This window comes from Mesorhizobium sp. P2_B11, assembly GCF_056404855.1.
In genome coordinates this window covers 159,294-181,973 of record NZ_JBFUDF010000003.1, presented here as the reverse complement: position 1 = coordinate 181,973, position 22,680 = coordinate 159,294, and the positions used below count along the sequence as shown (strand labels likewise).

At 63.4% G+C, this 22,680-nt stretch carries 23 protein-coding genes; 18 read left to right on the top strand and 5 right to left on the bottom strand.

Going from position 1 to position 22,680, the window contains the following annotated elements:
* The first annotated feature begins 41 nt into the window (after positions 1–41).
* The 4 genes from iolE to AC1DYJ_RS09455 all read left to right on the top strand — a co-directional run bounded on the left by iolE (position 42) and on the right by AC1DYJ_RS09455 (position 3,522).
* A complete protein-coding gene (gene iolE / locus AC1DYJ_RS09470) occupies positions 42–953 on the top strand; it encodes a myo-inosose-2 dehydratase (RefSeq protein WP_477280373.1) in 912 nt (303 codons plus the stop codon).
* A 214-nt stretch (positions 954–1,167) separates the two neighbouring features.
* The gene (locus tag AC1DYJ_RS09465) at positions 1,168–1,374 is read left to right on the top strand and encodes a LacI family DNA-binding transcriptional regulator (RefSeq protein WP_454585280.1); all 207 of its coding nucleotides are present in this window, start codon (positions 1,168–1,170) and stop codon (positions 1,372–1,374) included.
* A gap of 14 nt (positions 1,375–1,388) precedes the next feature.
* A complete protein-coding gene (gene mocR, locus AC1DYJ_RS09460) occupies positions 1,389–2,843 on the top strand; it encodes a rhizopine catabolism transcriptional regulator MocR (protein WP_477280372.1) in 1,455 nt (484 codons plus the stop codon).
* A 136-nt stretch (positions 2,844–2,979) separates the two neighbouring features.
* Entirely contained in the window at positions 2,980–3,522 is a 543-nt protein-coding gene (locus tag AC1DYJ_RS09455; protein ID WP_477280371.1) for a hypothetical protein, read from the top strand.
* A gap of 130 nt (positions 3,523–3,652) precedes the next feature.
* Here AC1DYJ_RS09455 and AC1DYJ_RS09450 read toward each other — a convergent pair whose 3' ends face one another.
* The gene (locus tag AC1DYJ_RS09450) at positions 3,653–4,897 is read right to left on the bottom strand and encodes a DegT/DnrJ/EryC1/StrS family aminotransferase (RefSeq protein ID WP_477280370.1); all 1,245 of its coding nucleotides are present in this window, start codon (positions 4,895–4,897) and stop codon (positions 3,653–3,655) included.
* Between the two features lie 328 nt (positions 4,898–5,225).
* On the opposite strand from AC1DYJ_RS09450, the gene AC1DYJ_RS09445 reads away from it, so the two are divergent.
* The 5 genes from AC1DYJ_RS09445 to AC1DYJ_RS09425 all read left to right on the top strand — a co-directional run bounded on the left by AC1DYJ_RS09445 (position 5,226) and on the right by AC1DYJ_RS09425 (position 10,405).
* Complete coding sequence (locus tag AC1DYJ_RS09445) at positions 5,226–6,158, top strand: ChbG/HpnK family deacetylase (RefSeq protein ID WP_477280369.1); 933 nt, start codon at positions 5,226–5,228, stop codon at positions 6,156–6,158.
* Positions 6,159–6,221: 63 nt separating this feature from the next.
* Positions 6,222–7,190: a rhizopine catabolism ABC transporter substrate-binding protein gene (locus AC1DYJ_RS09440; protein WP_477280368.1), complete on the top strand. Its 969-nt coding sequence runs from the start codon at positions 6,222–6,224 to the stop codon at positions 7,188–7,190.
* A 144-nt stretch (positions 7,191–7,334) separates the two neighbouring features.
* Positions 7,335–8,450, top strand: a complete 1,116-nt coding sequence (locus tag AC1DYJ_RS09435) for an ABC transporter permease (RefSeq protein WP_477281701.1) — start codon at positions 7,335–7,337, stop codon at positions 8,448–8,450.
* Positions 8,447–9,277 (top strand): ATP-binding cassette domain-containing protein, encoded by an 831-nt coding sequence (locus tag AC1DYJ_RS09430; protein ID WP_477280367.1) that lies wholly within the window; start codon positions 8,447–8,449, stop codon positions 9,275–9,277. The genes AC1DYJ_RS09435 and AC1DYJ_RS09430 overlap by 4 nt, the downstream gene beginning before the upstream one ends.
* 21 nt (positions 9,278–9,298) lie before the next feature.
* The gene (locus tag AC1DYJ_RS09425) at positions 9,299–10,405 is read left to right on the top strand and encodes a Gfo/Idh/MocA family protein (RefSeq protein WP_477280366.1); all 1,107 of its coding nucleotides are present in this window, start codon (positions 9,299–9,301) and stop codon (positions 10,403–10,405) included.
* A gap of 8 nt (positions 10,406–10,413) precedes the next feature.
* Here the strand turns inward: AC1DYJ_RS09425 and AC1DYJ_RS09420 are convergent, their stop codons facing one another.
* Positions 10,414–11,190 carry a FadR/GntR family transcriptional regulator gene (locus AC1DYJ_RS09420; protein ID WP_477426048.1) on the bottom strand — a complete coding sequence of 259 codons (777 nt, stop codon included), beginning with the start codon at positions 11,188–11,190 and terminating at the stop codon, positions 10,414–10,416.
* A gap of 119 nt (positions 11,191–11,309) precedes the next feature.
* Positions 11,310–12,200, bottom strand: a complete 891-nt coding sequence (locus AC1DYJ_RS09415; RefSeq protein ID WP_477280364.1) for an NAD-dependent epimerase/dehydratase family protein — start codon at positions 12,198–12,200, stop codon at positions 11,310–11,312.
* Between the two features lie 117 nt (positions 12,201–12,317).
* Here AC1DYJ_RS09415 and AC1DYJ_RS09410 point away from each other — a divergent pair, with 117 nt between their 5' ends.
* Complete coding sequence (locus AC1DYJ_RS09410) at positions 12,318–13,256, top strand: NAD(P)-dependent oxidoreductase (protein ID WP_477280363.1); 939 nt, start codon at positions 12,318–12,320, stop codon at positions 13,254–13,256.
* 49 nt (positions 13,257–13,305) lie between these two features.
* Here the strand turns inward: AC1DYJ_RS09410 and AC1DYJ_RS09405 are convergent, their stop codons facing one another.
* Both AC1DYJ_RS09405 and AC1DYJ_RS09400 read right to left on the bottom strand, forming a co-directional pair.
* Positions 13,306–14,088: a FadR/GntR family transcriptional regulator gene (locus AC1DYJ_RS09405; protein WP_477281699.1), complete on the bottom strand. Its 783-nt coding sequence runs from the start codon at positions 14,086–14,088 to the stop codon at positions 13,306–13,308.
* Positions 14,089–14,288: 200 nt separating this feature from the next.
* Positions 14,289–15,278: a sugar-binding protein gene (locus AC1DYJ_RS09400; RefSeq protein WP_477280362.1), complete on the bottom strand. Its 990-nt coding sequence runs from the start codon at positions 15,276–15,278 to the stop codon at positions 14,289–14,291.
* 412 nt (positions 15,279–15,690) lie between these two features.
* Here AC1DYJ_RS09400 and AC1DYJ_RS09395 point away from each other — a divergent pair, with 412 nt between their 5' ends.
* The 8 genes from AC1DYJ_RS09395 (at position 15,691) to AC1DYJ_RS09360 (ending at position 22,680) form a co-directional block, all read left to right on the top strand.
* Complete coding sequence (locus tag AC1DYJ_RS09395; RefSeq protein WP_112560281.1) at positions 15,691–16,431, top strand: ATP-binding cassette domain-containing protein; 741 nt, start codon at positions 15,691–15,693, stop codon at positions 16,429–16,431.
* Positions 16,432–16,451: 20 nt separating this feature from the next.
* Positions 16,452–17,450, top strand: coding sequence for an ABC transporter permease (locus tag AC1DYJ_RS09390; protein ID WP_477280361.1), 999 nt, complete (start codon positions 16,452–16,454; stop codon positions 17,448–17,450).
* Between the two features lie 38 nt (positions 17,451–17,488).
* Entirely contained in the window at positions 17,489–18,259 is a 771-nt protein-coding gene (locus tag AC1DYJ_RS09385) for an SDR family oxidoreductase (protein ID WP_477280360.1), read from the top strand.
* Between the two features lie 305 nt (positions 18,260–18,564).
* On the top strand, positions 18,565–19,392 hold the full coding sequence (locus AC1DYJ_RS09380; RefSeq protein WP_477280359.1) for a helix-turn-helix domain-containing protein: 828 nt from the start codon (positions 18,565–18,567) through the stop codon (positions 19,390–19,392).
* A 110-nt stretch (positions 19,393–19,502) separates the two neighbouring features.
* The gene (locus AC1DYJ_RS09375; RefSeq protein WP_477280358.1) at positions 19,503–19,946 is read left to right on the top strand and encodes an SRPBCC family protein; all 444 of its coding nucleotides are present in this window, start codon (positions 19,503–19,505) and stop codon (positions 19,944–19,946) included.
* 15 nt (positions 19,947–19,961) lie between these two features.
* A complete protein-coding gene (locus tag AC1DYJ_RS09370) occupies positions 19,962–20,756 on the top strand; it encodes an FAD binding domain-containing protein (protein ID WP_477280357.1) in 795 nt (264 codons plus the stop codon).
* A 61-nt stretch (positions 20,757–20,817) separates the two neighbouring features.
* Positions 20,818–21,300 carry a (2Fe-2S)-binding protein gene (locus tag AC1DYJ_RS09365; RefSeq protein WP_477280356.1) on the top strand — a complete coding sequence of 161 codons (483 nt, stop codon included), beginning with the start codon at positions 20,818–20,820 and terminating at the stop codon, positions 21,298–21,300.
* Between the two features lie 12 nt (positions 21,301–21,312).
* The gene (locus AC1DYJ_RS09360) at positions 21,313–22,680 is read left to right on the top strand and encodes a xanthine dehydrogenase family protein molybdopterin-binding subunit (RefSeq protein WP_477280355.1); all 1,368 of its coding nucleotides are present in this window, start codon (positions 21,313–21,315) and stop codon (positions 22,678–22,680) included.

The window sequence follows — 22,680 nt, the reverse complement described above, 5'->3', positions numbered from 1 at the left end:
AGCTTCGGCATTGTGTTCCTCCAAGCCTGCAAAGCAGCGGCATGACGGTCAAGATCGGCATCAATCCCATTACCTGGAGCAATGACGATGTTCCCGAACTCGGCGGCGACACGCCGCTCGAGACCTGCCTGTCGGAAACCAGGCAGGCCGGCTATCGCGGCACCGAGCTCGGCGGCAAATTCCCCAGGCGAAGCGACGAGCTTGGACCGATCCTGTCCTCCTACGGACTGGAGCTCGTCTCCGGCTGGTATGACGGCCGCATTCTCGACCGCATGGTCGACGAGGAATTCGCCACCATCACCCCGCATCTGACCCTGCTGCGCGACCTCGGCGCCAAGGTCGTGGTCTATGCCGACACCTCGCGCGGTCGTCATGACGGCATTTTTGCGCCGATCTCGCAGCGGCCGCGGCTAGCCGACGGCGAATGGGTCGCCTATGGCAAGAAGCTGACCGAGCTTGCCGACCGCATGGCTGCCTTCGGCGTCGGCATGGCTTTCCATCATCACATGGGCACCATCGTCGAGACCGACGACGAGGTCGACAGGCTGATGGCCGCGACCGGCAACAGCGTCGGCCTGCTGTTCGACACCGGCCATTGCCTGTTTTCGGGCGGCGACCCGGCCTCTCTCCTGAACCGGCATCTCGACCGCATCGTGCATTTTCATTGCAAGGATGTCCGCGCGGCCGTGCTGGAAAAGGCACGGCGCCAGGACATGAGTTTCATGGCGGCGGTGATGGAAGGGATTTTCACCGTGCCCGGCGACGGCTCCGTCGATTTCCTGTCGCTGCTGCAGCCACTCGCCAGACACGGCTACGAAGGCTGGATCGTCGTCGAGGCTGAACAGGATCCGGCCAAGGCGCATCCGTTTACCTACGCCACGAAGGGTTACGCTTCGCTTCTCAAGACGGCCTGCGCGGCCGGCTTCGATGTAGCGACACGAGACTTGGCCTGACCACCGCCGGGGGGCTGGTGGTTGGCCGGTTGGGCGCGCGCCTCGGTAGGGGTAGCGACGCGAAAGCGCCCGGCGATCCGCGCCGCCGTCCTCCCCTGGCGGCGCGGATCGCAGAATTCCCGGCCCCGGCCTGGTGAGGTCGGATTTTCGACCCCGGAGTTTCCAGCTTGAGGCTGGCGGCAAGCCGTGCCTTGATGGGAGGTGGAGGAGAGACATGGCATTCGAGGCGGCACTCGGCATGGAACGGCTTTGCACCATCCGTGAGATCGCGCAAAAGGCGGAGCTTGGTGCGGCAACCGTGCATCGCGCGCTGAAGAACAGCCGCGAGGTTCGTGCCGAAACCAGGCGGCTGGTGCTTGAGACCGTCTGCCTTCTCAACGAGGAAAAGATCGCCCGCGCGGCCCGGTTCGTGGGAGACTAGGTTTGGGCGACCACATGCGCCTTTCCCTCGACATCATGTCGGTCGACCGCGCCTCGGACGAACCGATGCACCGGCAGATTTACGGCGCCTTGCGGCGTTTCATCCTCGACGGCCAGATCCAGCAGAACACGCTTTTGCCCTCGACCCGCTCGCTGGCCGAGGATTTGAAAGTCGGCCGCAACACGGTGATTGCCGCTTACGACCAGCTGCTTGCCGAAGGGTTTATCGAGGCGCGCGCCGGATCTGGCACCTGGGTGGCGCCGATCCAGCAGAAGCGCCCGCCGGCCTCGCTGCGCGCCGGTCTCGCCGCTCCGCAAAAGCTGTCGCGGCGCGGCCAGACCATAGTCAACGGCCCGCAGCCGCCGCGCAATGCCGGCGTCATCAACTTCCATCCCGGCGTGCCGGAAACCGCGTCCTTCCCCTTCACCATCTGGTCGAGCCTTTTGGTGCGCAATGCCCGCAGCCGAGACGAGAACCTGCTCGGCTATCTCTCCTTTGCCGGCCATCCCGGCCTGCGCCAGGCCATCGCCTCGACCATCAGCCTGTCGCGAGGCATCAACTGCACCGCCGACCAGGTCATCATCGTCACCGGCGCGCAGGCGGCACTCGACCTCGCCTCGCGCGTGCTGATGGACGAAGGCGACCATGTCTGGATGGAGGAGCCCGGCTATCTCGGCGCCAAGAGCGCCTTCCTCGCCAGCGGCGCCCGGCTTGCGCCGTTGAAGGTCGACCGGCACGGCTGGCATCTGTCCGACCCCGAGCTGCCGTCGCCGCGTCTGATCTATGTGACGCCGTCCTGCCAATGGCCGTTCGGCACCATCATGCGCATCGAGGAACGGCTGCAGCTGCTCGACATCGCGGAGCGTCACGGCGCCTGGATCGTCGAGGACGATTATGACGGCGAGTACCGCTACCGCGGCCGTCCGGTGCCGGCGCTGCGCGGCCTCGATCATGCCGACCGCGTCGTCTATATCGGCTCCTTCGGCAAGACGCTGATCCCCGCGCTGCGCATCGGCTATCTCATCGTGCCGCGCGAATTGTCGGTGCCTTTCGACCGCGCCGTTTCGATCACCGGTCAGTTCGCGCCGCTGATCCTGCAGGCGACGGTCAACGACTTCATCACCCAGGGCTATTTCGCCACGCATCTGAAGCGCATGCGCCGGCTCTACGCACGCCGGCAGGCCAATTTCGTCAAACTGTGCCAGGAGCATCTGGCCGAATGGCTGGCGGTAACCGAGAACGATTCCGGCATGCAGCTGCTGGCCAGTTTCACCAGGCCCTACAAGGACAGCGACGTCGTCGCCGCCGCCGTCAAGGAGGGGCTCGACGTGCAGGGCATCTCGATCAACTACCACTCCGGCGAGCCGGAACACGGCCTGCTGCTCGGCTATGCCGCCATGGACGAGCGCCAGATCCTGCGCGCGGTGCTGGCACTGCGCGCCGCGTTCATGCGGCTGGACCGCAGCTAGGCCTTGAAACCATCCTGCCCGTCAAAATCGTCAGGGGCCGCTCGGTCTGGATCAGGCGTGCTATACTGTTGGGGTAGGGTTTCATGCCATTGTTCGACTCGGCGGCCATTGGACTGCGATAAAGGGAACCGGCAGAATGCGCAGTGTCGTTTCGCTCACAATCCTGATCTACGGCTTAACCGTGGGGATGGCGGCAGCCGAGAGGGCGGACATATGCGTCCCGGACACTTCTTTTCGTCCGTTGACGACTAAGTCGGTGGATGAAGCCGTCGTTATTGTTCGGGCGACCTTTGACGCCGTCCAAACGGTGGGCGACGGCAAGCTGCTCAAATTCCATACGATAACGACGATCAAGGGCCAGCATCGCGCGTCCTGGACGGTTGGGTTTTCGCCGTTTTCGCTAGTTTTCATTCCCGCGATGTTCGACCTGGAATTTTCCGACCTCGTCGGCAAGGAGGTCATTGTCGGCCTCGCGACGGCACCGGTCGATCAGCCAGCCGAAATGGTCGCCGGCGAGCGTTGCGGGCCAAAATTCATCTTTGACATAAACTTCCCGGATGTAACAAACGTTTACAAAGCTGAACCAATGGCAGAAAAAGGGCTGCTGCCGGCGGACGTCATTGATAACATGAACCGTCGCCGCAAATTGATCGACGCCGCCCAAATCAACAAGAACTGAGATTCAGGCGACCGCTTCGAGCCGTGAGGGAATTCAAACGACGCGCTACGACAGGCTCGCCGCCAACTATCTTGCCTTCGTTCAACTCGCGTCGATCATGGCTATGGCCGCGCCTTCATGAGTCCGCGTCCTAGTTTACGCTGTCGAATTTCTGCAGATCGACCGGCGCTGCCTTGCGCACGTCGACATCGTCCAGCGAGGCGTTCTCCAGCGCCACCCGCGCCGCCGCATCGATGTTGTGGATCATGTCGTCGATCTCGGCATCGCCATGCGCCGGGTTCATCGCCACCATCACCGTGCGGTTGAGGATGTCGAGCGACCCCTTGCCGAGATCGTCGGCATAGGTGAGCCGCAGCCCTTTGTTCTGAGGCAGCGTGTAGGGATTGAGCGCCGGATGGTGCGCGCCCTCATGCATCAGCACCTGATCCCACTGGGTAAAATTGTGGCGGCCGGTCTTGCCGGCGATGACGCTGGGAATCGTCTTCGAAAAAGTCTGCGCCGCCTGTTCGCTGGGCAGGAGATACATCACCTGCGCCGCGCAATCGTCGTCGGGGCTGTTCATCGGCGACGGCGTCAGGCCGAGATTGCCGAGATGGCGGGTGCCGGCCAGCACCTTCTTCTTCTCTGCCCGCATCGCCTCGATGATGCCGTCGAGCCGGTCGAGCTGGACATTGAGCATGGCGCCCATCAGTTCCGAGGCGCGCGCCCCGATGCCGGCGAACGGCTTGATGCTGTCGCTGCGGCCTTGCCAGTAGAAATGGCAGGGATCGATGGCGCAGCGCGCCCGCTCCGCCACCTTCGGGTCACTGGTGGCGATGCCGCCGCCCTCACCCGAGGTCATGTTCTTGAAGTAGTTGAAGGAATAGGCGCCGGCATGGCCGATCGAGCCGAGCTTCTTGCCCTCATAGCCCCCGCCAATGCCCTGGCAGACATCTTCCAGCACCAGCAGGTTGCGCTTCTTGGCGATGTCCATGATCGCGTTCATGTTGCAGGCGGCACCCCACATGTGCACCGGAATGACCGCCCTAGTGCGCGGGCCGATGGCATCGCGCAGCGCTGCCGGATCGATGGTCAGGCTCTCGTCGATGTCGACGATGACCGGAATGGCGCCGACCGACAGCACTGCGGTGGCCGTCGCCATATAGGTATGCGCCGGCACCAGCACTTCGTCGCCAGGCCCGATGCCGAGTCCGATCAGGCCGGCGGCGAGCCCATAGGTGCCGCTGGCGGCCAGCGCGAAATGCTCGACGCCGAGATGCCTGGCATAGCGGGCCTCGAAGCGGTTGCATTCGCTGTTGTCGCCATAGCGAAACAGCGCGCCGGAGCGGATCACCCTGGCAATGGCTTCGATCTCTTCTTCGCCGGCAGTGTACATGACAGCTCTCCACATCGCTTGATGGTGTGAAAGGTCTACGCTTGCCGGTGCCGTTTGAAAGAACCACTCCACCACGATCGGACCAAGCCATCCCGGCTGCGCGCGGACGGGTTTGACGCCGAATGTGGGCACAGCGAATGAAATCGGCATTCCAGAAGGCAGGTCCACGGAAAATCGTACCCATCCGAATTTGCTGAAGTGGCCCTGTCGGAAGACCGGCTTTGGGCGTTCCATCGCGTCCAGTTGGGCAAACGGTCGGTTCCATGCTGCACGGGACACACTTTGGAAGACCCTCTCGACCGGCGTGCCGGCAAGACGGTGGCCGTCCATGAATGCCCCGGTGAGTGCCCAAAGGCGGCAGCTCGTCCTGCATGAGGACGATGTCGGCATGTGCCATGGCGCCAACAGCGCCTTCCTCGAACTGACCGGGCTCGGCGCCTGCAGCTCCGGCGCGGTGATGGTGCCTTGCCCGTGGTTCCCCGAGATGGCCGAAGCGGCGGCCGCGGACCCTGCGCTTGATCTCGGCGTCCACCTGACGCTCAACAGCGAAAAGCAGCACTACAAATGGCGGCCGTTGACGTCGCCGTCACGCGCGGCCGGGCTGACCGACGAGTTCGGCTATTTCTGGCCCGATGTCGCAACCACCCGCCGCAAGGCAGCACCGCAAGCGGTCGAGACCGAGCTCCGCGCCCAGATCGACACTGCCTACCGCGCCGGCATCGACGTCACCCATCTCGACGCGCATATGGGCGCTGCCCTGTCGCCCGAGTTTTGCGACATCTACATCAAGCTCGGGCTGGAATATCGCCTGCCGGTTCTGCTGACCAAGACACTGTCGGCCTATTCGCCCAACGACAATCTGGTCGGCGTCACCGAGGAGGGTTTCCAGCGCGGCGTCACTGAGGCCCGCGCCAAGGGCTTTGTCATCTTCGACGCCGCCATCCAGACGACATGGGGCCGTCCGCGTTCGAAGCCGATCGAGCCGGCCTACAAGGCGCTGGTCGAAGGCGTGCGCGAAGGGCTGACCTTCTTCTGCCTGCATTTCAACGCGCCGGGCGAACTCGAACTGATCGAACCGCGCTCCGCCTATATCCGCACCGAGGAATATGAGCTGTTTCGCGACCAGGGTTTTCGCGACTGGCTCGGCGCGCAGGACGTCGACATCATCGGCATGAAGCCGTTGCGCGAGGATCTGCGTGCAAGGCTTGGAACATCGATACCGGCAAAGGCCCGCAAAGCGGCCACCCGGTCAGCGCTGTAAGCCGATCCGTCGGCCTAAGGTGCAAAGAGGGAATTGGAACTGCAACGACAATGGGAGAATGACATGAAGACTGTTCTGAAACTGGCGCTCGGCGCGCTTGTCTCGATGAGTATGCTGGCGGGCGTCGCGCATGCCGCTGGCCTCAAGGACCCGAAGGATGTCCGTATCACCTTCGTGGTGCATGGTTCTGCATCAGACCCCTACTGGTCGGTGGTCAAGCGGGGCGTCGACGACGCGGCGGCACTCACCGGCGCCAAGGTCGAGTATTATGCGCCGCAAGTCTTCGATGTGGTCGAGCAGGCCCGCCTGCTCGACGCGGCCATCGCCACCAATCCAGACGGCATTGCCGTCTCCATCGCCGACGCCAATGCGCTCGGCAAATCGGTCAAGGCGGGTCTTGCCGCCAACATTCCGATGGTGGTGCTGGATTCCGGTGAGAAGGAAGGCGCAGAGCTCGGCACGACCCTGTATGTCGGCACCGTCTCCGAATATGATTCCGGCAAGAAGGCCGGCGAGCGGCTGGCCAAGGATGGCACGCTCAAGGTCGTGTGCATCAACCACGAGGTCGGCAATGTCAGTCTCGACCAGCGCTGCCAGGGTTTGAATGACGGGCTGAAGCCTTCCGGCGGCGGCACAGAAGTCCTGACCGTGTCGCCCGATCCGGCCGACATCCAGCGCCGCACCGAAGCCTATCTGTCGGCGCATCCCGACACCCAGGCCGTGTTCGCGCTTGGCGCCACCGCCGCCAATCCGCTGATCCCGTTCTTTCGCCAGAAGGAACTGTTCGGTAAGATCAAGCTCTACACCTTCGACATCAGCCCGGAAGTGCTGGATTCAGTCGTCGCCGGCGAAATGGGCTTCGGCATGGACGCCCAGCAATATCTGATGGGTTACCTGCCGGTGATCTATCTGGTCGAGCACGCCACGCACGGTTTCTGGCCGCAGAACAACGCCTATACCGGCCCGCTGTTCATCGACTCACCCGACAAGGCCAAGGCGATCCTCGCGCTCGCCAAGGACGGCATCCGCTAAGGCAACAAACCAAGTAGATCGGGGAGCTATCATGCGCTCCCCGGTCTCTGGTCGACATTGCGAAGTGAGCGATTGGGGAGCCTAATGGCAGCCGTGGAAGACAAGGCGATACCTTCAGAAGGGCCGGTCAAGGACCGCTTCGGCATGACGTCGAAGCGGGCCGCCGGCACTGACGAACGGCTGGCCAGCACCGGCCGGCTGACGCAATGGCTGCGCCGGCCCGAAGCGGGTGCCGCCGGCGGCCTGATCGCCACCATCATCATCTTCGCGCTGCTGCCGGGTGCGTCAAACCTCTATTCGCTGCAGGGGTCGATGACCTTCCTGACGCTGGCGGCCGAACTCGGCATCATCGCCACCGCCGCAGCCCTTCTCATCATTGCCGGCGAGTTCGATCTCTCGGTGGGATCGATGGTCGGTTTCGCCGGCGTCGTCATCGGCCTGACGGTGAAATATTGGGGCCTGCCGCTGTGGGGCGGCATCGCCTGCGCCTTCGCGGTCGCCATCCTCACCGGCTATGTCAACGGCCTGATCGTGGTAAAAACCCGCCTGCCCTCCTTCATCGTGACACTCGCCTCGCTCTACATCCTGCGCGGCCTGTCGATCGGCATCACCCGCGCCGTCACCGGCCGCACGCAGATCCCCTACATCCTCGACGGTGCGCCGGATCCGGCAACCGCCGGCCTGTTCAATGGCCATCTGCTCACCGGCTTCTTCCACTGGATGGGCACGCAAGGCTGGATCGCCACCCGCACCGACGGCATTCCCTTCGTCGTCGGCATTCCAATGTCGATCGTCTGGTGGCTCGGCCTGACAGCGCTGGCCGGTTATGTCCTGACGCAGACCAAATACGGCAACTGGATTTTTGCCACCGGCGGCGACCTCAATGCCGCTCGCAATGTCGGCGTGCCGGTCGACCGGGTGAAGATCGCGCTGTTCATCTACACCGCTTGCGCCGCGACCCTGCTGGCCACCATCCAGGTTATGGAGGCCGGCTCCGCCGATACCACGCGCGGCCTGCTCAAGGAATTCGAGGCGATCATCGCCGCCGTCATCGGCGGCGTTCTGCTCACCGGCGGCTACGGCACTGTCTATGGCGTGCTGTTCGGCGCGCTGATCTTCGGCTTGGTGCAGATGGGCATCTTCTACACCGGCATCGACACCGACTGGTTCAAGGTCTTCCTCGGCATCGTCATCCTGATGGCGGTGCTGGTCAACAACTACATCCGCCTCAAGGCGCTCGGACGTGGAGGCGGCAAATGAGCAATCCAACCCCGACCATCCAGCCGGCCATGGAACTGCGCGGCGTCTCGGTCAATTTCGGTTCCGTGCGCGCGCTGCAGGACATCGACATCAAGGTCTATCCCGGCGAGGTGCACTGTCTGCTCGGCGACAATGGCGCCGGCAAGTCGACGCTGATCAAGGTTCTGTCGGGCGTGCATCGGCCGAGCAAGGGCGAGATTTTCGTCGACGGCAGGCAGGTCGCCTTCCGCAGCCCGCGCGACGCGCAGGATCTCGGCGTCGCCACGGTCTTCCAGGACCTCGGCATGATTTCGCTGATGTCGATCACCCGCAATTTCTTCCTCGGCCGCGAGCCGACCAGAAGCCGCTTGCCCTTCTCGCGCTTCGACAAGGAACGCGCCAACACAATAGCCCGCCAGGCGATGGCCGATATCGGCATCGACGTGCGCGACCCGACGCAAGCCGTCGGCACGCTGTCGGGCGGCGAGCGCCAGTCGGTGGCGATTGCGCGCGCCGTGCATTTCGGCGCCAAGGTGCTGATCCTCGACGAGCCGACTTCGGCGCTCGGCGTGCATCAGGCGGCGATGGTGCTGAAATTCATCATCGAGGCGCGCATGCGCGGCCTGGCGGTGATCTTCATCAGCCACAACATCCACCACGCCTATCCGGTCGGCGACACTTTCACCTTGCTTAACCGTGGCCGCAACCGTGGCACCTACGCCAAGTCGGAGATCTCGCGCGACGAGGTGATCTCGATCATGTCGGGTGGTGAAGACCTTAAGGCAGTCGAGGCGGAGATCGCTGGCCTCCTCGCCCAGATCGGCAATAGGCCATCGGCAGCGCCGTGAACATTTGCAGAGAGTAGCAGCATGAGCAGGATACGGGTCGGCGTCATCGGCGCCGGCATGATTTCGCAGGTCGAGCATGTTCCGAACCTTCTGCAGCTCGGCGATTTGTTCGAGCTGGTCGGCGTCGCCGACCCCTCGAAAATCTCGCGCGAATATGTCAGCGCGATTCACGGCATCGCCAATTTCGAGACGCCGGAGCAGCTGTTCGACCAGAAACTCGACGCCGTCGTCATCGGCTCGCCCGATCCGCTGCATCACGAGCAGGTGCTGGCGGCTCTGGAGCGAGGCCTGCATGTCTTCTGCGAAAAGCCGCTCTGCTATTCCCCGGCGGAAATCGCCGATATCGTCGCCGCGCGCGACAAGGCCGGCAAGGTCATGCAGGTCGGCTACATGAAGCGTTTCGATCCGAGCTACCGGCTGGCGCTGGACTCGCTGCCCGGCACGGCGAAGACGCTGCGCGGCGTCTCGGTCGAGGTCAACGATCCCGATGCCTGGCCGTTCATCGCCCACCAGCGCTATGTCAGAGGCAACGACATTCCCAAGGAGCTGATCGCCGCCGCGCAAGGCAAGCAAAAACACCAGGTCGAGCGCGCCATCGGTCAGCCTCTGACCGAGCTTGCTTTCCGTGGATTTACCGGCGCTTACAGCTCCGCCTTGATTCACGATGTGAATGCCGTGCACGGCCTGCTCGACGCACTCGGCGTGCCGGATGGCGACGTCGTCGGCGCGCAGATCTTCGCCAATGGCGACGGCGGCCAGGGCGCGGTAAAACTGCTCGAGGGCCAGGCGCTGTGGACCATGACGCATCTGACGGTGCCGAAGCTTGCCGACTACAAGGAACGCATCACGCTGTTCTTCGACGACGCCAGCCTCGAGCTCGAATTCCCCTCGCCCTGGCTCAATCATCACCCGACCCGGCTGACGGTGAAGACGTCGGAAGGCCACACACTATCGAAGCAGGATCTGCGCGCCGGCTATGGCGAAGCCTTCGTCGAGGAGATGCGCGGCTTCTGGGGCGCGATCGTTAACGGCGACGAAGTGGTCAACCCGCCCGAGCACGCCGCCCGCGACCAGGCCTTGTTGATCGCGCTGACCAGGCGGCATCTTGCAACCGCGCCGGCCGGCTGAGTATCAGCCTACCTGGATTTGATGACGCCGTCCGTATTGGCAAGCAGCTTGCGCACCGCGTTGCGGGCCGCGTCCGGCCGCTGCAGCCGGACGGCTTTCTCGATCGCCTCATGCAGCTGCTGTGCGTGCTGCAGATCGTCGAGTTCGCGCGTCGTAAAGGTGAACAGGTGGTCGAAAGCAGATTCGATCAGCACGCCGAGCGGCACCAGGAGATCGTTGCCGGAGGCGCGCAATATGGCGAGATGAAAGCGTGTGTCGGCGCGCGTGCGCTCCTGCAGGCTCGTCGCCTCGCCCATCTCGCGGCAGGCCTGGCTGATCTCGGCCATCTGCTCCTCGGTCCGCCGCATGGCGGCGAAGGCCGTCGCTTCCGGCTCGATGATGTGGCGGAATTCCTGCACCGTTTTCAGGAACACTTCGCGATCGGGCGAGGTCGCGTACCAGGCCAGCACATCGCGGTCGAGCAGGTTCCAGCGTTCCCTCGGTTCAACCCAGCTGCCGATCTTGGGGCGTGATGCCAGAAGGCTTTTGGCCATCAGCATCTTGATTGCTTCGCGCACCGCCGAGCGGCTGACATTGAAGGTTTCCGACCATTTCGCTTCATTGGGCAGGATGGTGCCCGGCGGATAATCGCCGCGCACGATCCGAAGCCCGATTTCGCTCGCCAGCGAGGCATGCACGCTGGAGCCGGGCACCCGGGTTGCGTCAGCCCGACGAAGCGCCGCCGGGCGCTCGGCGGGCGCTGCCTTTTCGGGCTTCTTTCCCTTATTCGGCTTTCCGTCCCTCATGCGTCCACAAAGTCCGGATTTTTGAAGCTGTCAAGCAAAGGAAAGGGCGTTGGCGGCAAAGCCCGCGGCTGTGCACAGATCAGCTTGCAACCTCGCCCCCAAAGCCCTTTTTGCCAGCCCTATTTGACGTATTTGCGCCAGCTGTGCTCGGGGCGGAAGCCAAGCATGTCCCTGGCCTTGCGGTTGGAGAGCAGCGTTTCATATTCGCCGAGCTCCACCTTGACCGGCACATTGGGATAAAACCGCTTCAACAGCTCGGCCGTCGGCAGGTCTGACGAGGTGTCGTCATTGGCGGCGTTGAAGACCTGGAAGCCGAGACCGTCCTTTTCCACCGCGCGCAGCGTGATCTGGCCGAGGTCACGGGCATCGACATAGCTCCAGGCGATGCGCTTGCGGAAGCCCGGATCGGCGAACCAATTCGGAAACAGCGAATATTCATGCGGCTCGATGACGTTACCGATGCGCAGGGCATAGATGTCGGTGCCGTTGCGCTGCGCAAAGGCGCGCGCCGTGTGCTCGTTGACGACCTTGGACAGGGCGTAGCTGTCCATCGGATCGACGTCGTATTCTTCGTCGAGTGGGAAATATTTCGGGTCGCGCGGTTCGTTGGCGAACACCACGCCATAGGTCGTCTCGCTGGAGGCGATCACCACCTTCTTGATGCCGAGCTTCACAGCGGCTTCGATGACATTGTAGGTGCCCATCGCATTGATCCGGAACACCTCATTGTCGGGCGTGATCATGATGCGCGGAATGGCGGCGAAATGCACCACGGCATCGACCGGCTGCGCGCGCAGCGATGGGTCGAATTCATGCAGGCCCATATAGCTCGTCAGCGCGTTGAACACCTGGCCGCTGTCGGTGATGTCGGTGATCAGCGTGCGCACCTTGGGATTGTCGAGCGGCTTGGTGTCGATGTTGAGCACCTGGCAGCCCTGCTCGACCAGATATTGCACGACATGGCGCCCGGCCTTGCCGCTGCCGCCGGTGAACATGATCCGCTTCGTCATTTTCGCCTCCAATGCCTAGGATTTCTGTGTATTGTCAGACAATATGGCATTCCGCAACCACCCTCGCGGGCAAAACGGCGGCGCCAGATATCAATCATTGCAACAGGACTTCAAGACATGACCACGACTGCCGCGAGCGAAAAGATCGGCTTCATCGGCCTTGGCCTGATGGGGCACGGCATCGCCAAGAACATCGTCGACAAGGGCTATGGCCTGACCTTCCTCGGCCGCAAGAACCGTAAGCCGGCGGAAGACCTGATCGGCCGGGGCGCCAAGGAAGCGGCGACGTCGCGCGAGGTGGCGGCGGCTTCCGATATCATCTTCATCTGCGTCACCGGCTCGCGCGAGGTCGAAGGCATCATCCGCGGCGCCGGCGGGCTCAAGGAGGGTCTGAAGAAGGGCTCGGTCATCGTCGATTGCTCGACCTCCGACCCGGTCTCGACCGTAGCGCTGGCGGCCGAACTGAAGGAGATCGGTGTCGATTTCGTCGATGCGCCGCTGAGCCGCACCCCGAAGGAAGCCTGGGAAGGCACGCTCGATGCCATGGTCGGCGCGCCCGACGCGCTGTTTGCGCGTGTGAAGCCCGTCATCGAGACCTGGGCGGGACGCATCGTCCATATCGGCGACACCGGCGACGGCCACCGCATGAAGCTGCTCAACAACTTCATCTCGCTGGGCTATGCCGCGATCTATTCCGAGGCGCTGGCGCTGGCCGAAAAGGTCGGCATCTCGCCGCCACGTTTCGACAGCGTCATCCGCAATGGCCGCATGGATTGCGGCTTCTACCAGACCTTCATGCGCTGGACGCTTGAGGGCGACCGCGACGCGCACAAATTCACCATCGCCAACGCCTTCAAGGACCTGACCTATCTGGAATCGATGGCGGGAGCCGCCGGCATTGCCAACCCGCTCGGCAATGCGACGAAAAACTCCTTCGCCGGAGCCCACGCCACCGGCCCGGCCGAACAATTCGTACCGATGCTGGCCACGCATATTGCCAAGGTGAATGGCGTCGATCTGATGCCAAGCAAGGACGGCAAGAAGCAGACGATTTGATCAGCTGGCCATCGAGCTGATCTCCTCCCTTGTGGGGGAGATTAGCGCCTCACCGCCGCGCGTTGCCGATCCCCTCGTCCGTATTCGCCAGCAGCTTTCGCACGGCATTCCGCGCCGCGTCCGGCCGTTTCAGCCGGATGGCCTTCTCGATCGCCTCGTGCAGTTTGTGGGCGTGGCGCTGGTCGGCGACCTGCATGGTCGTGAAGACGAAAAGGTGGTCGAGCGCCTGCTCGAACAGGACGCCGAGCGGCACCAAAAGATCGTTGCCGGAGGCGCGCAATATGGCGATGTGGAAGCGGGTGTCGGCGCGGATGCGCTGCTGCAGGCTCAATGCCTCGCCCATCTCGCGGCAGGCCTGGCTGATCTCGGCCATCTGCTCGTCGGTCCGGCGCATGGCGGCAAAGGCGCTTGCTTCCGGCTCGATGATGTGGCGGAATTCCTGTACCGTGCGCAGAAAGGCTTCCCGGTCGGGCGAGGTCGCGTACCAGGCGAGCACATCGCGGTCGAGCAGGTTCCAGCGCTCCCTCGGCTCGACCCAGCTGCCGATCTTCGGACGCGATGCCAAAAGGCTTTTCGCCATCAGCATCTTGATCGCTTCGCGCACCGCCGAGCGGCTGACGTTGAAGGTTTCCGCCCATTTGGCTTCGTTGGGCAGGATAGTGCCGGGCGGATAGTCGCCGCGCACGATCCGAAGCCCAATTTCATTGGCCAGCGATCCATGCACGCTCGATCCGGGGCTCCACGCCATATCCGGTCGTCGAACAGTTGTAGCCACCGGGCTGGCGTGCACGTCGGTTCTGGCGGATAGGCTTCTTGGCTTGTCGTCCGGCATCTTCGGCATCGGCACTCTGTCGCTGGCAACCATCCGGAATTGTCCGAACCCACCAATGCGTCGCCGAAAGCCGATGTCTTGGCCGAAAGCAAGACGCATGGGCCCGTCAAAGCCGGAGCTGCCGCCCCGACAATGCTGCCTGTCCTTGTCCCTGAGGGAAGTGACGGGGCGCCCCTGAAGGGACGCCCCGGTATCGCAAACTACTTCTGGATGCAGGTGTCGACCGTATCCTTGGTGCATTCGTCGAGGCCGGTGAACACCGGATCGGCGACGGCCTTGCCTTCGATGAGATCGATCATCACCGACGGCGCCTTGTAGCCCATTTCGAACGGCCGCTGGCCGACCAGTGCGGTGACCAGGCCGTCCTTGGCGATCGCCACTTCGTCGCCGATCGTGTCGGCGGCGCCGATGACGAAATCGTTGCTGGCGATGCGGTCCTTGAGCGGCCCGAACAGGTCGCGATAGGGCTGCGGGGCGCCAAACAGCGGCCAGCCACCCATGATGCCGAAGGCGTCGAGCTTCGGGTTGGCGGCGAGGATGTCGGTCATCGCCTGCACGCCCTTGGCGCCGTCGTCATTGGTGAACACCGGGCAGCCGGCGACTTCAGTCCAGCCGCCTTCGCCGGCCAGAGCCGCGAGGCCTTCCTTGCCCGACAGCGCATCACGCATGCCTTGCGCGCGGCGCAGGATATTGTCGGCCGCCGGATTGCCTTCGATGGTGCAGATGGTGCCGCCGTTCGGCTTGCCCTTCTTGATGTACTCACCGATCTTCTTGCCCATCAGGTAGTTGTCGGTGCCGAGATAGGTCTTGCGAAGGGCTGCATCTTCCTTGGCCAGGTCGGCGTCGACGGTCATGATCGGGATCGTCGGATTGGCGCTCTTGATCGTCTGTGCGATCAGCGGCGCATTGGACGGCGAAATCGCCATCGCCACCGTGTCGGCCTTGCTTAGCATGTCCTGCACGATCTGCGCCTCGCCGGCCTCGTCGGAAGTCGACGCCGGGCCAGTGTAGAAGCACTCATACTCCGAGCTGGCGTTTTCCTTGTTCCACTTCTCGCAGCCCTGGTGGATGGCCTCGAAGAACGGATTGTCGAGACCTTTCACCACGATAACGAGCTGCTTCTTGGCCAAAGCCGGCCCGGCGCCCAGCGCCATGGCGGCGACGGCGGCGAGCAAAACTGTTTTCCTCATATCAGTCCTCCCTTGGAAACAGACGGACACGGCGTGCCCGCCACACAGACCAACCCGGAATGCGGTGACAGAGGATCGTTATGCGAACACTCGTGTCGGCAGGCCAGGTCGATAAGCATTTTCAGTTCGGTCAGCCGGCTCGAAAAGGCCGGCAAGCACCGATGCCTGCTGATCCCATGGGCAAACCGGATGGGACCGGCAGGCTACTCCTCCGCCATCCAGCTAATATCGGCTTGTGGCCAACGTCAATGGTATTTGTCCTACAAAACGGATTTTTAGATTCCGCCTGCCGATTGACGCCCATGCAGTCATTTGCGTAAATGCAATTCAACATCGCTGTCCCGGGAGGAGCTGGGCAAGCGAGGACCGCGGGCAGAACCGATGGTCAAAGCACGGGGAGGCAAGAAGGCTGGTGGCGGTTCTCGAACTCACCAACATCTCGAAACATTTCGGCGCCATCCAGGCGGTCAACGATGTCTCGTTGTCCATCGAGCCGGGCCAGGTCGTCGGCCTGATGGGCGACAACGGCGCGGGCAAGTCGACGCTGGTCAAGATGATCGCCGGCAATTTCCGCCCGAGCCACGGCTCGATGCAGATGGACGGCAAGGAGCTGATCCTGCACAAGCCGGTGGAGGCGCGCCAGCACGGCATCGAGATCGTCCACCAGGATCTGGCGCTGTGCAACAACCTGACCGCCGCCGCCAACGTCTATCTCGGCCGCGAATTGCGCCGGGGCGTCGGCCCGTTCCGCATCCTCGACTATGCCGCAATGTACAAGCGCGCCGGCCAGATTTTTGCCGAGCTGAAATCGGAGACGCGGCCGCGCGACCTGGTCAAGCAGATGTCCGGCGGCCAGCGGCAGGCGGTGGCGATTGCCCGCACCATGCTGTCGCAAGCCAAGATCGTGCTGATGGACGAGCCGACGGCGGCGATCTCGGTCCGCCAGGTCGCAGAAGTGCTCAACCTGATCCGCCATCTGCGCGACCAGGGCATCGCTGTCGTGCTGATCAGCCACCGCATGCCCGACGTCTTCGACGTCGCCGACCGCGTCATCGTCATGCGGCGCGGCAGGAAAGTCGCCGACAAGAGGATCGCGTCGAGTTCGCCCGAGGAAGTCACCGGGCTGATCACCGGCGCCATCGAACAGGTCTGATTAGGGGATAAAGGTCGACAATGGCAGTCACGCTTGACCAGACGATCGCGCAGAAACAGCACAGCTTTTTCTCGCGCATGTTCGCCAGCCAGACCTTCTGGGTGGTGATCGCCGTCATCCTCGCCTGCATTTTCCTGTCGTTTGCCACCGACGCCTTTGCGACGCAGAAAAACCTCTACAACATCACCCGCAACATCACTTTCGTTGCCATCATTGCGCTCGGCATGACCTTCGTCATCATCACCGGCGGCATCGACCTGTCGGTCGGCTCGGTGCTGTGTCTGTCGTCGATGGTGCTGGCCGTCACCATGCATGCCGGCTACTCGATCGAGGTCGGCATCCTCGCCTCGATCGCCACGGCGCTGGCCATCGGCGCCTTCAACGGCATATTGATCGCCTATCTCGGCTTTCCGCCTTTCGTGGTCACGCTCGGCATGCTGTCGATCGCCCGCAGCCTTGCCATGGTCGCCTCCAACAACACCGTCGTCTTCCAGTTCGGCCCGGACCACGACAAGCTTCTCGCGCTGGGCGGCGGCGCCTGGGTGTTTGGCATCGCCAACCCGGTGCTCTACATGATCCTGCTGGCGCTGATCACCGGCTTCACGCTGCGCTGGACCAAGTTCGGCCGCCACATCTTCGCCATCGGCGGCAATGAGCATGCGGCGACGCTGACCGGCGTTCCCGTCAAGCAGATCAAGGTCGCCGTCTATATGATCTCGGCGCTGGCGGCCGGCATTGCCGGCATCGTCCAGACCGGCTGGCTGGGTGCGGTCACCACCAATCTCGGCACCGGCATGGAGCTACAGGTGATCGCCGCCACCGTCATCGGCGGCGCCAATCTGGCCGGCGGCGTCGGCACCGCTTTCGGCGCCATTGTCGGTGCCGCGCTCATCGAAGTGATCCGCAACAGCCTTGGCCTGCTCGGCATCAATGCCTTCTGGCAAGGCGTGTTCATCGGCGGCGCCATCCTGCTCGCGGTGCTGTTCGACCGTATCCGCAACTTCAGGCGCAACGACTGATTTTTCGGGACTGAACCTTTCCGCTGGAAGCCATTGCTTTGACATCGAAATCCCTGTTCGACCTCACCGGCCGGCTGGCGCTGATCACCGGCTCCGGCCAGGGCATCGGCCTGGCCTTGGCGCGCGGCCTTGCCGAGCATGGCGCAAGCGTGGTGCTCAACGGCCGTGATGCCGGCAAGGTTGCGGGTGCAGTGGCGGGGTTACGCGAAGCCGGCTTCACGGCGCATGCCTCGACCTTCGACGTGACCGATTTTCGCGCCGTCGGTGCCGATGTCGCCAGGATCGAGGCCGAGATCGGCGCCATCGACATCCTGATCAACAATGCCGGCATCCAGTTTCGCGCCCCGCTCGAGGATTTTCCCGAGGAGCAATGGGAGCGGCTGTTCAAGACCAACGTCTCCGGCGCCTTCCATGCCGGCAAGGCCGTCGCCCGCAACATGATCGCACGCGGCAAAGGCAAGATCATCAACATCGGTTCGGTGCAGAGCGAACTCGCCCGGCCCAACATCGCGCCCTACACGGCAACCAAGGGCGCGATCCGAAATTTGACCCGCGGCATGTGCACCGACTGGGCGAAATATGGCTTGCAGATCAACGCCATCGCACCCGGCTATTTCCGCACCGAAATGAACCAGGCGCTGGTCGACAACCAGGAATTCTCCGCCTGGCTGGAAAAGCGCACCCCGGCCGGCCGCTGGGGCTATGTCGACGAACTGATCGGCGCCGCCGTCTTCCTAGCCTCCGACGCATCGTCCTTCGTCAACGGCCACACGCTTTACGTCGATGGTGGCATGACGGCTTCGGTTTGACAGTTTTTTCCTTCCCCCTTGTGGGGGAAGGTGGCCTCGCGAAGCGAGGTCGGATGAGGGGTGTTTCAGGGAACGCCAACGTCTCACTCCGCTGGAACACCCCTCATCCGTCTCGGCGCTGTCGCGCCGATCCACCTTCCCCCACAAGGGGGGAAGGAAGAACCCTATCGCTCAGTCTGAAAATCCATCGCCATCGACCGTCTGCCACCCCACCAATCCCCTCGCGCCTTGACGCCGGCCCGAACTCAGCCGCACAATCCCAGCGCAGGCGAAGGGAGGCCAGTCGTCTGCGGGAGGATATACCCATGACGGACGCGATCAGGCTCTATTGGGGCCGGTTCGGACATGTTTCTGTCCTGAATGTCGCCAGCGACTTCGTCACCCATGCCCATGTCGAAGCACACATCATTATCTGGCTGGAAGGCACGGCCGGCGAGATGACCATTGGCCGCGAGACGGTGGCGTTGGGACCCGGCATTGCCGCGGGGATCAACTCCTTCCAGCCGCACAGCCATGTCCTGTCGCAGAATGGCAGGCCGGGCCTGTTCCTCGCCTTCTACATCGATCCTGACTGGGCGCGCCGGCGCCGCGACCTGCCTTCCTCGGCGCCGCTGTTTGCACAGGCCGCGATCACGCTCGAACCCTGGCTGCACCAGGCCGCCGCCAACCTGCTCGACCATTTGAGCGACAATGAAAGCATCGACGACGTCGCCAACTACGAGATCGAGCGCTTCATCGATAGCGTGCTTGACGCCGCCGACGCCTCGGCGCCGCAGGAGGCGCGCATCCGCATCAACACCATGCAGGATTTCCGCGTCCGCAAGGCGATCCAGCTGATGAAAGCCAATGTCTGCGAACGCATTTCGTTCGATGATGTGGCCCGCAGCGTCGGCCTGTCGCGGCCGCATTTCTTCGCCTTGTTCAAGGAACAGACCAATCTGACGCCCAATGTCTACTGGAACACGCTGCGCATGGAGGAAGCCGTGCGGCAGCTGCAGTGGTCGCAGGAGCCGCTGATCTCGGTCGCCTGCAATCTCGGCTTCACCACCCAGGGCAATTTCTCGCGCTTCTTCCGCGACCATGTCGGCGTGCCGCCGACGCTCTACCGCGAGGCGGCGCGGGCGATGGCCTGAGCCAAACGGCTGTTTTTCAGACTCCTTGATAGGGCCGCAAGACCCATTGATAAGCGCGGCACCAGCGGCCGACCTACCCTCTCCGCATTGGATTTGCAGGGGAAGATCATATGGTTGCCGTCACCATCTCCAGCGTCATCGACGCGCCGGTCGAACAGGTCTGGGCGCGCATTCGCGACTTCAACGGCCTTCCGGGCTGGCATCCGCGTATGGTCGAAAGCCATATCGAGGACGGCAAGGGCGCCGAAACCATTGGCTGCGTGCGCAATTTCGAGCTCGCCAGCGGCGCCCGTATTCGTGAAAAACTGCTCGACTTTTCCGACGAGAACTTCCGCGTCAGCTACTCCATCCTCGAGACGCCGCAGCCGCTGACCAACCACAAGGCGACGCTGCAATTGCGCCGGGTGACCGATGGCGACCGCACCTATGCCGAATGGACCGCAAGCTTCGACGCCGCACCAGAAGAGGCCGACAAGATAGCCGCCGGCATGGGCGCCAATGTTTTTCAGGGCGGCTTCAATGCGCTGAAGAGCCATTTTTCCGGCCAAAGCTGAGCTTGGGAGCCTGCCATGGCGCTTGCACTCCAGACCTTTTCGACCGTCAGGGACGCCAATGCTGCGCTGAAAGCGGCCGGTACCCGCTATCTCGGCGGCGGCACGCTGGTCGTGCGCGCCGCCAATGAAGGCGACATTTCGGTCTTCAGTCTTGTCCGCTCCACCGATCCGGCGCTTGCGGCCATCGAGGTCACCGACGGAAAGGCCCGCATCGGTGCGTCGGTGACGATGGCCGCCATCGCCCGCCATCCCGGCCTTGCTGCGCTCACCAAGGCCGCACGCGCCGTCGGTGGCCCGGCGATCCGCAACATGGCGACCATCGGCGGCAATTTGTTTGCACCCGCGCCCTATGGCGATTTCGCTGTGGCGCTGCTGGCCCTTGATGCGACGGTCGGCACCGATAACGGGGAATTGCCTATCGAGGATTTCCTGGCCAAACGGGACGGCAGTCGCGCCATCGTCACGTCGGTGCATTTCGTGCTTCCGAAGGCCGAAAACTTCCGCTTCCTGAAGGTGTCGCGGGTCAAGCCGAAGGGCGTCTCTGTGCTCAGCATAGCCGCGGTGCTCGACCAGGCCGGCGACGGCACCGTGTCCTCGGCGCGGATTGCACTCGGCTGCATGGCCGACCGGCCGCTACGCGCCAAGGCGGCGGAAAAGGCCCTGATCGGCAAGAAGCTGGACCGGGACGGCATCGCATTGGCGCTCGCCGTGGCCGGCCAAGGCACCTCGCCCATCACCGACCCGATCGCCAGCGCCTGGTATCGCGCTGAAGTTCTGCCGGTCCATCTCGGCCGGCTGCTGTTGACCTGAAACACCCGTTTGGGGGGCGCGCGTCTGTCCGGTCATCCGGGCAGGCGCGCAAGGAGGAAGAATGGCAAAGGTCCCGGTCCAGTTCACGCTCAACGGCTCCGAGAAGGCCGAATTCGTCGAAGGCGGCACGACGCTGCTGCACGCGCTGCGCGACAAGATCGGCGACACCTCGCCGAAAGGCGGCTGCCACCAGGGAACGTGCGGCGCCTGTTCGGTCATCATCGACGGCGAGCTGAAGCTCTCTTGCCTGACGCTGGCCGAAGCCTGCAACGGCGCGACGATCACCACAACTTCCGGCCTTGCCGAAGCCGGCGTCCTGCATCCCCTGCAGCGCGCCTTCCTCGACGCCTTCGCCACGCAATGCGGCTTCTGCACGCCGGGCATGATCATGGCCGCCAAGGTGCTGCTCGACCACACACCCAACCCAAGCCGCGAGGATGTGGTCGAGGCGCTGTCCGGCAACATCTGCCGCTGCACCGGCTACGAGCCGATCATCCAGGCAGTGCTGACCGCAGCCCGCGCCAATTCGCAGAACGCCGCCTGAAGGACCAAAGAAATGGAACTGCGCAAAAACTATTTTGCCGATCAGCGCAAGGACGGCCTGCACGAGATCGGCCAGGGGCGGCCGCGTCTGGATTCGCCAGGCCATGTCACCGGCAAGACCGCCTATTTCGCCGACCGAAACTTTCCCAACATGCTGCACCTGAAAATGGTGCGCAGCCCGCATCACCACGCCCGAATCCGCTCGATCGACACGTCGGAAGCGGCGAAGCACCCCGGCGTGGTGAAAATCCTCACCGCCAAGGACGTGCCGCACAATGTCTACACCATCCTGATCCTGATCCAGATCGGGCCGGAGGACGAGACGGTGCTGGCCGACGGCAAGGTGCGCTGGAAGGGCGAGGCGGTTGTCGCCGTGCTGGCCGAGACCGAGCGCGCCGCGCAGGAGGCCGCTGCCAAGGTCAAGGTCGACTACGAGGTGCTGCCGGCCGTCTTCGACATGGAGGAAGCGCTGAAACCCGGCGCGCCGCTGGTCAACGAATATCACGGCCAGAACTATTATCTCTACGACAGCGGCGAGTGTCGCAAGGTGCGCTTCGGCGATGTCGAGGCAGGCTTTGCCGAAGCTGACCACATCCTCGAACAGAGCTACCAGTCTTCACCGATCGAGCATGCGCCGACCGAGACCACCGGCTGCGTTGTGGTCCCGGAAGGCAATGACCGCTTCACCTGCTACACCAACACGCAGGCGATGTTCTTCACTCTCGACAACGCCTCCATCATCCTGCAGATGCCGGGCTCCAAACTGCATTTCGTCGGCGGCACGGTCGGTGGCGGCTTTGGCGGCAAGGTCGACGTCATCGTCGAACCGATCGCCATCCTCGGCGCCAAGCTGACCGGGCGCCCGGTCTCCTTCATCTACAGCCGCGAGGAGGAGATGCAGATCTCGTCCCCACGGGCCGCCGAAAAGGTCGTCATCAAGGACGGCGTGATGAAGGACGGCCGCATCGTCGCGCGAAAAGTCACCGGCTACACCGATGCCGGCGCCTATTCGCGCCACTCGCCCTATGGCGCGCAGAAAGGCGCGGCACACTATCCCGGCCCCTACACGATCCCCAATGTCTGGATCGACACTTACTGCGTCTACACCAACCGCACGCCGTCATCGGCCATGCGCGGCTTCGGCGTCACCATCGGCGACTTCGCGCTCGAGGTACAGATGGACAAGCTGGCGCGGCTGATCGGCATGGATCCGCTCGAATTCCGCTTCATCAACGCCTACCGCGACGGCGACATGAAGGCGCATCGCCAGCCGACCGAAGGCGCCGCCCTCATCGAATGCATGCAGGAAGCCTCGCGCGCCGCCAACTGGCCAGTGGCGGAAAAGTACATGGCGATGTCCTCCTACAAAAAGGGAGCCTGA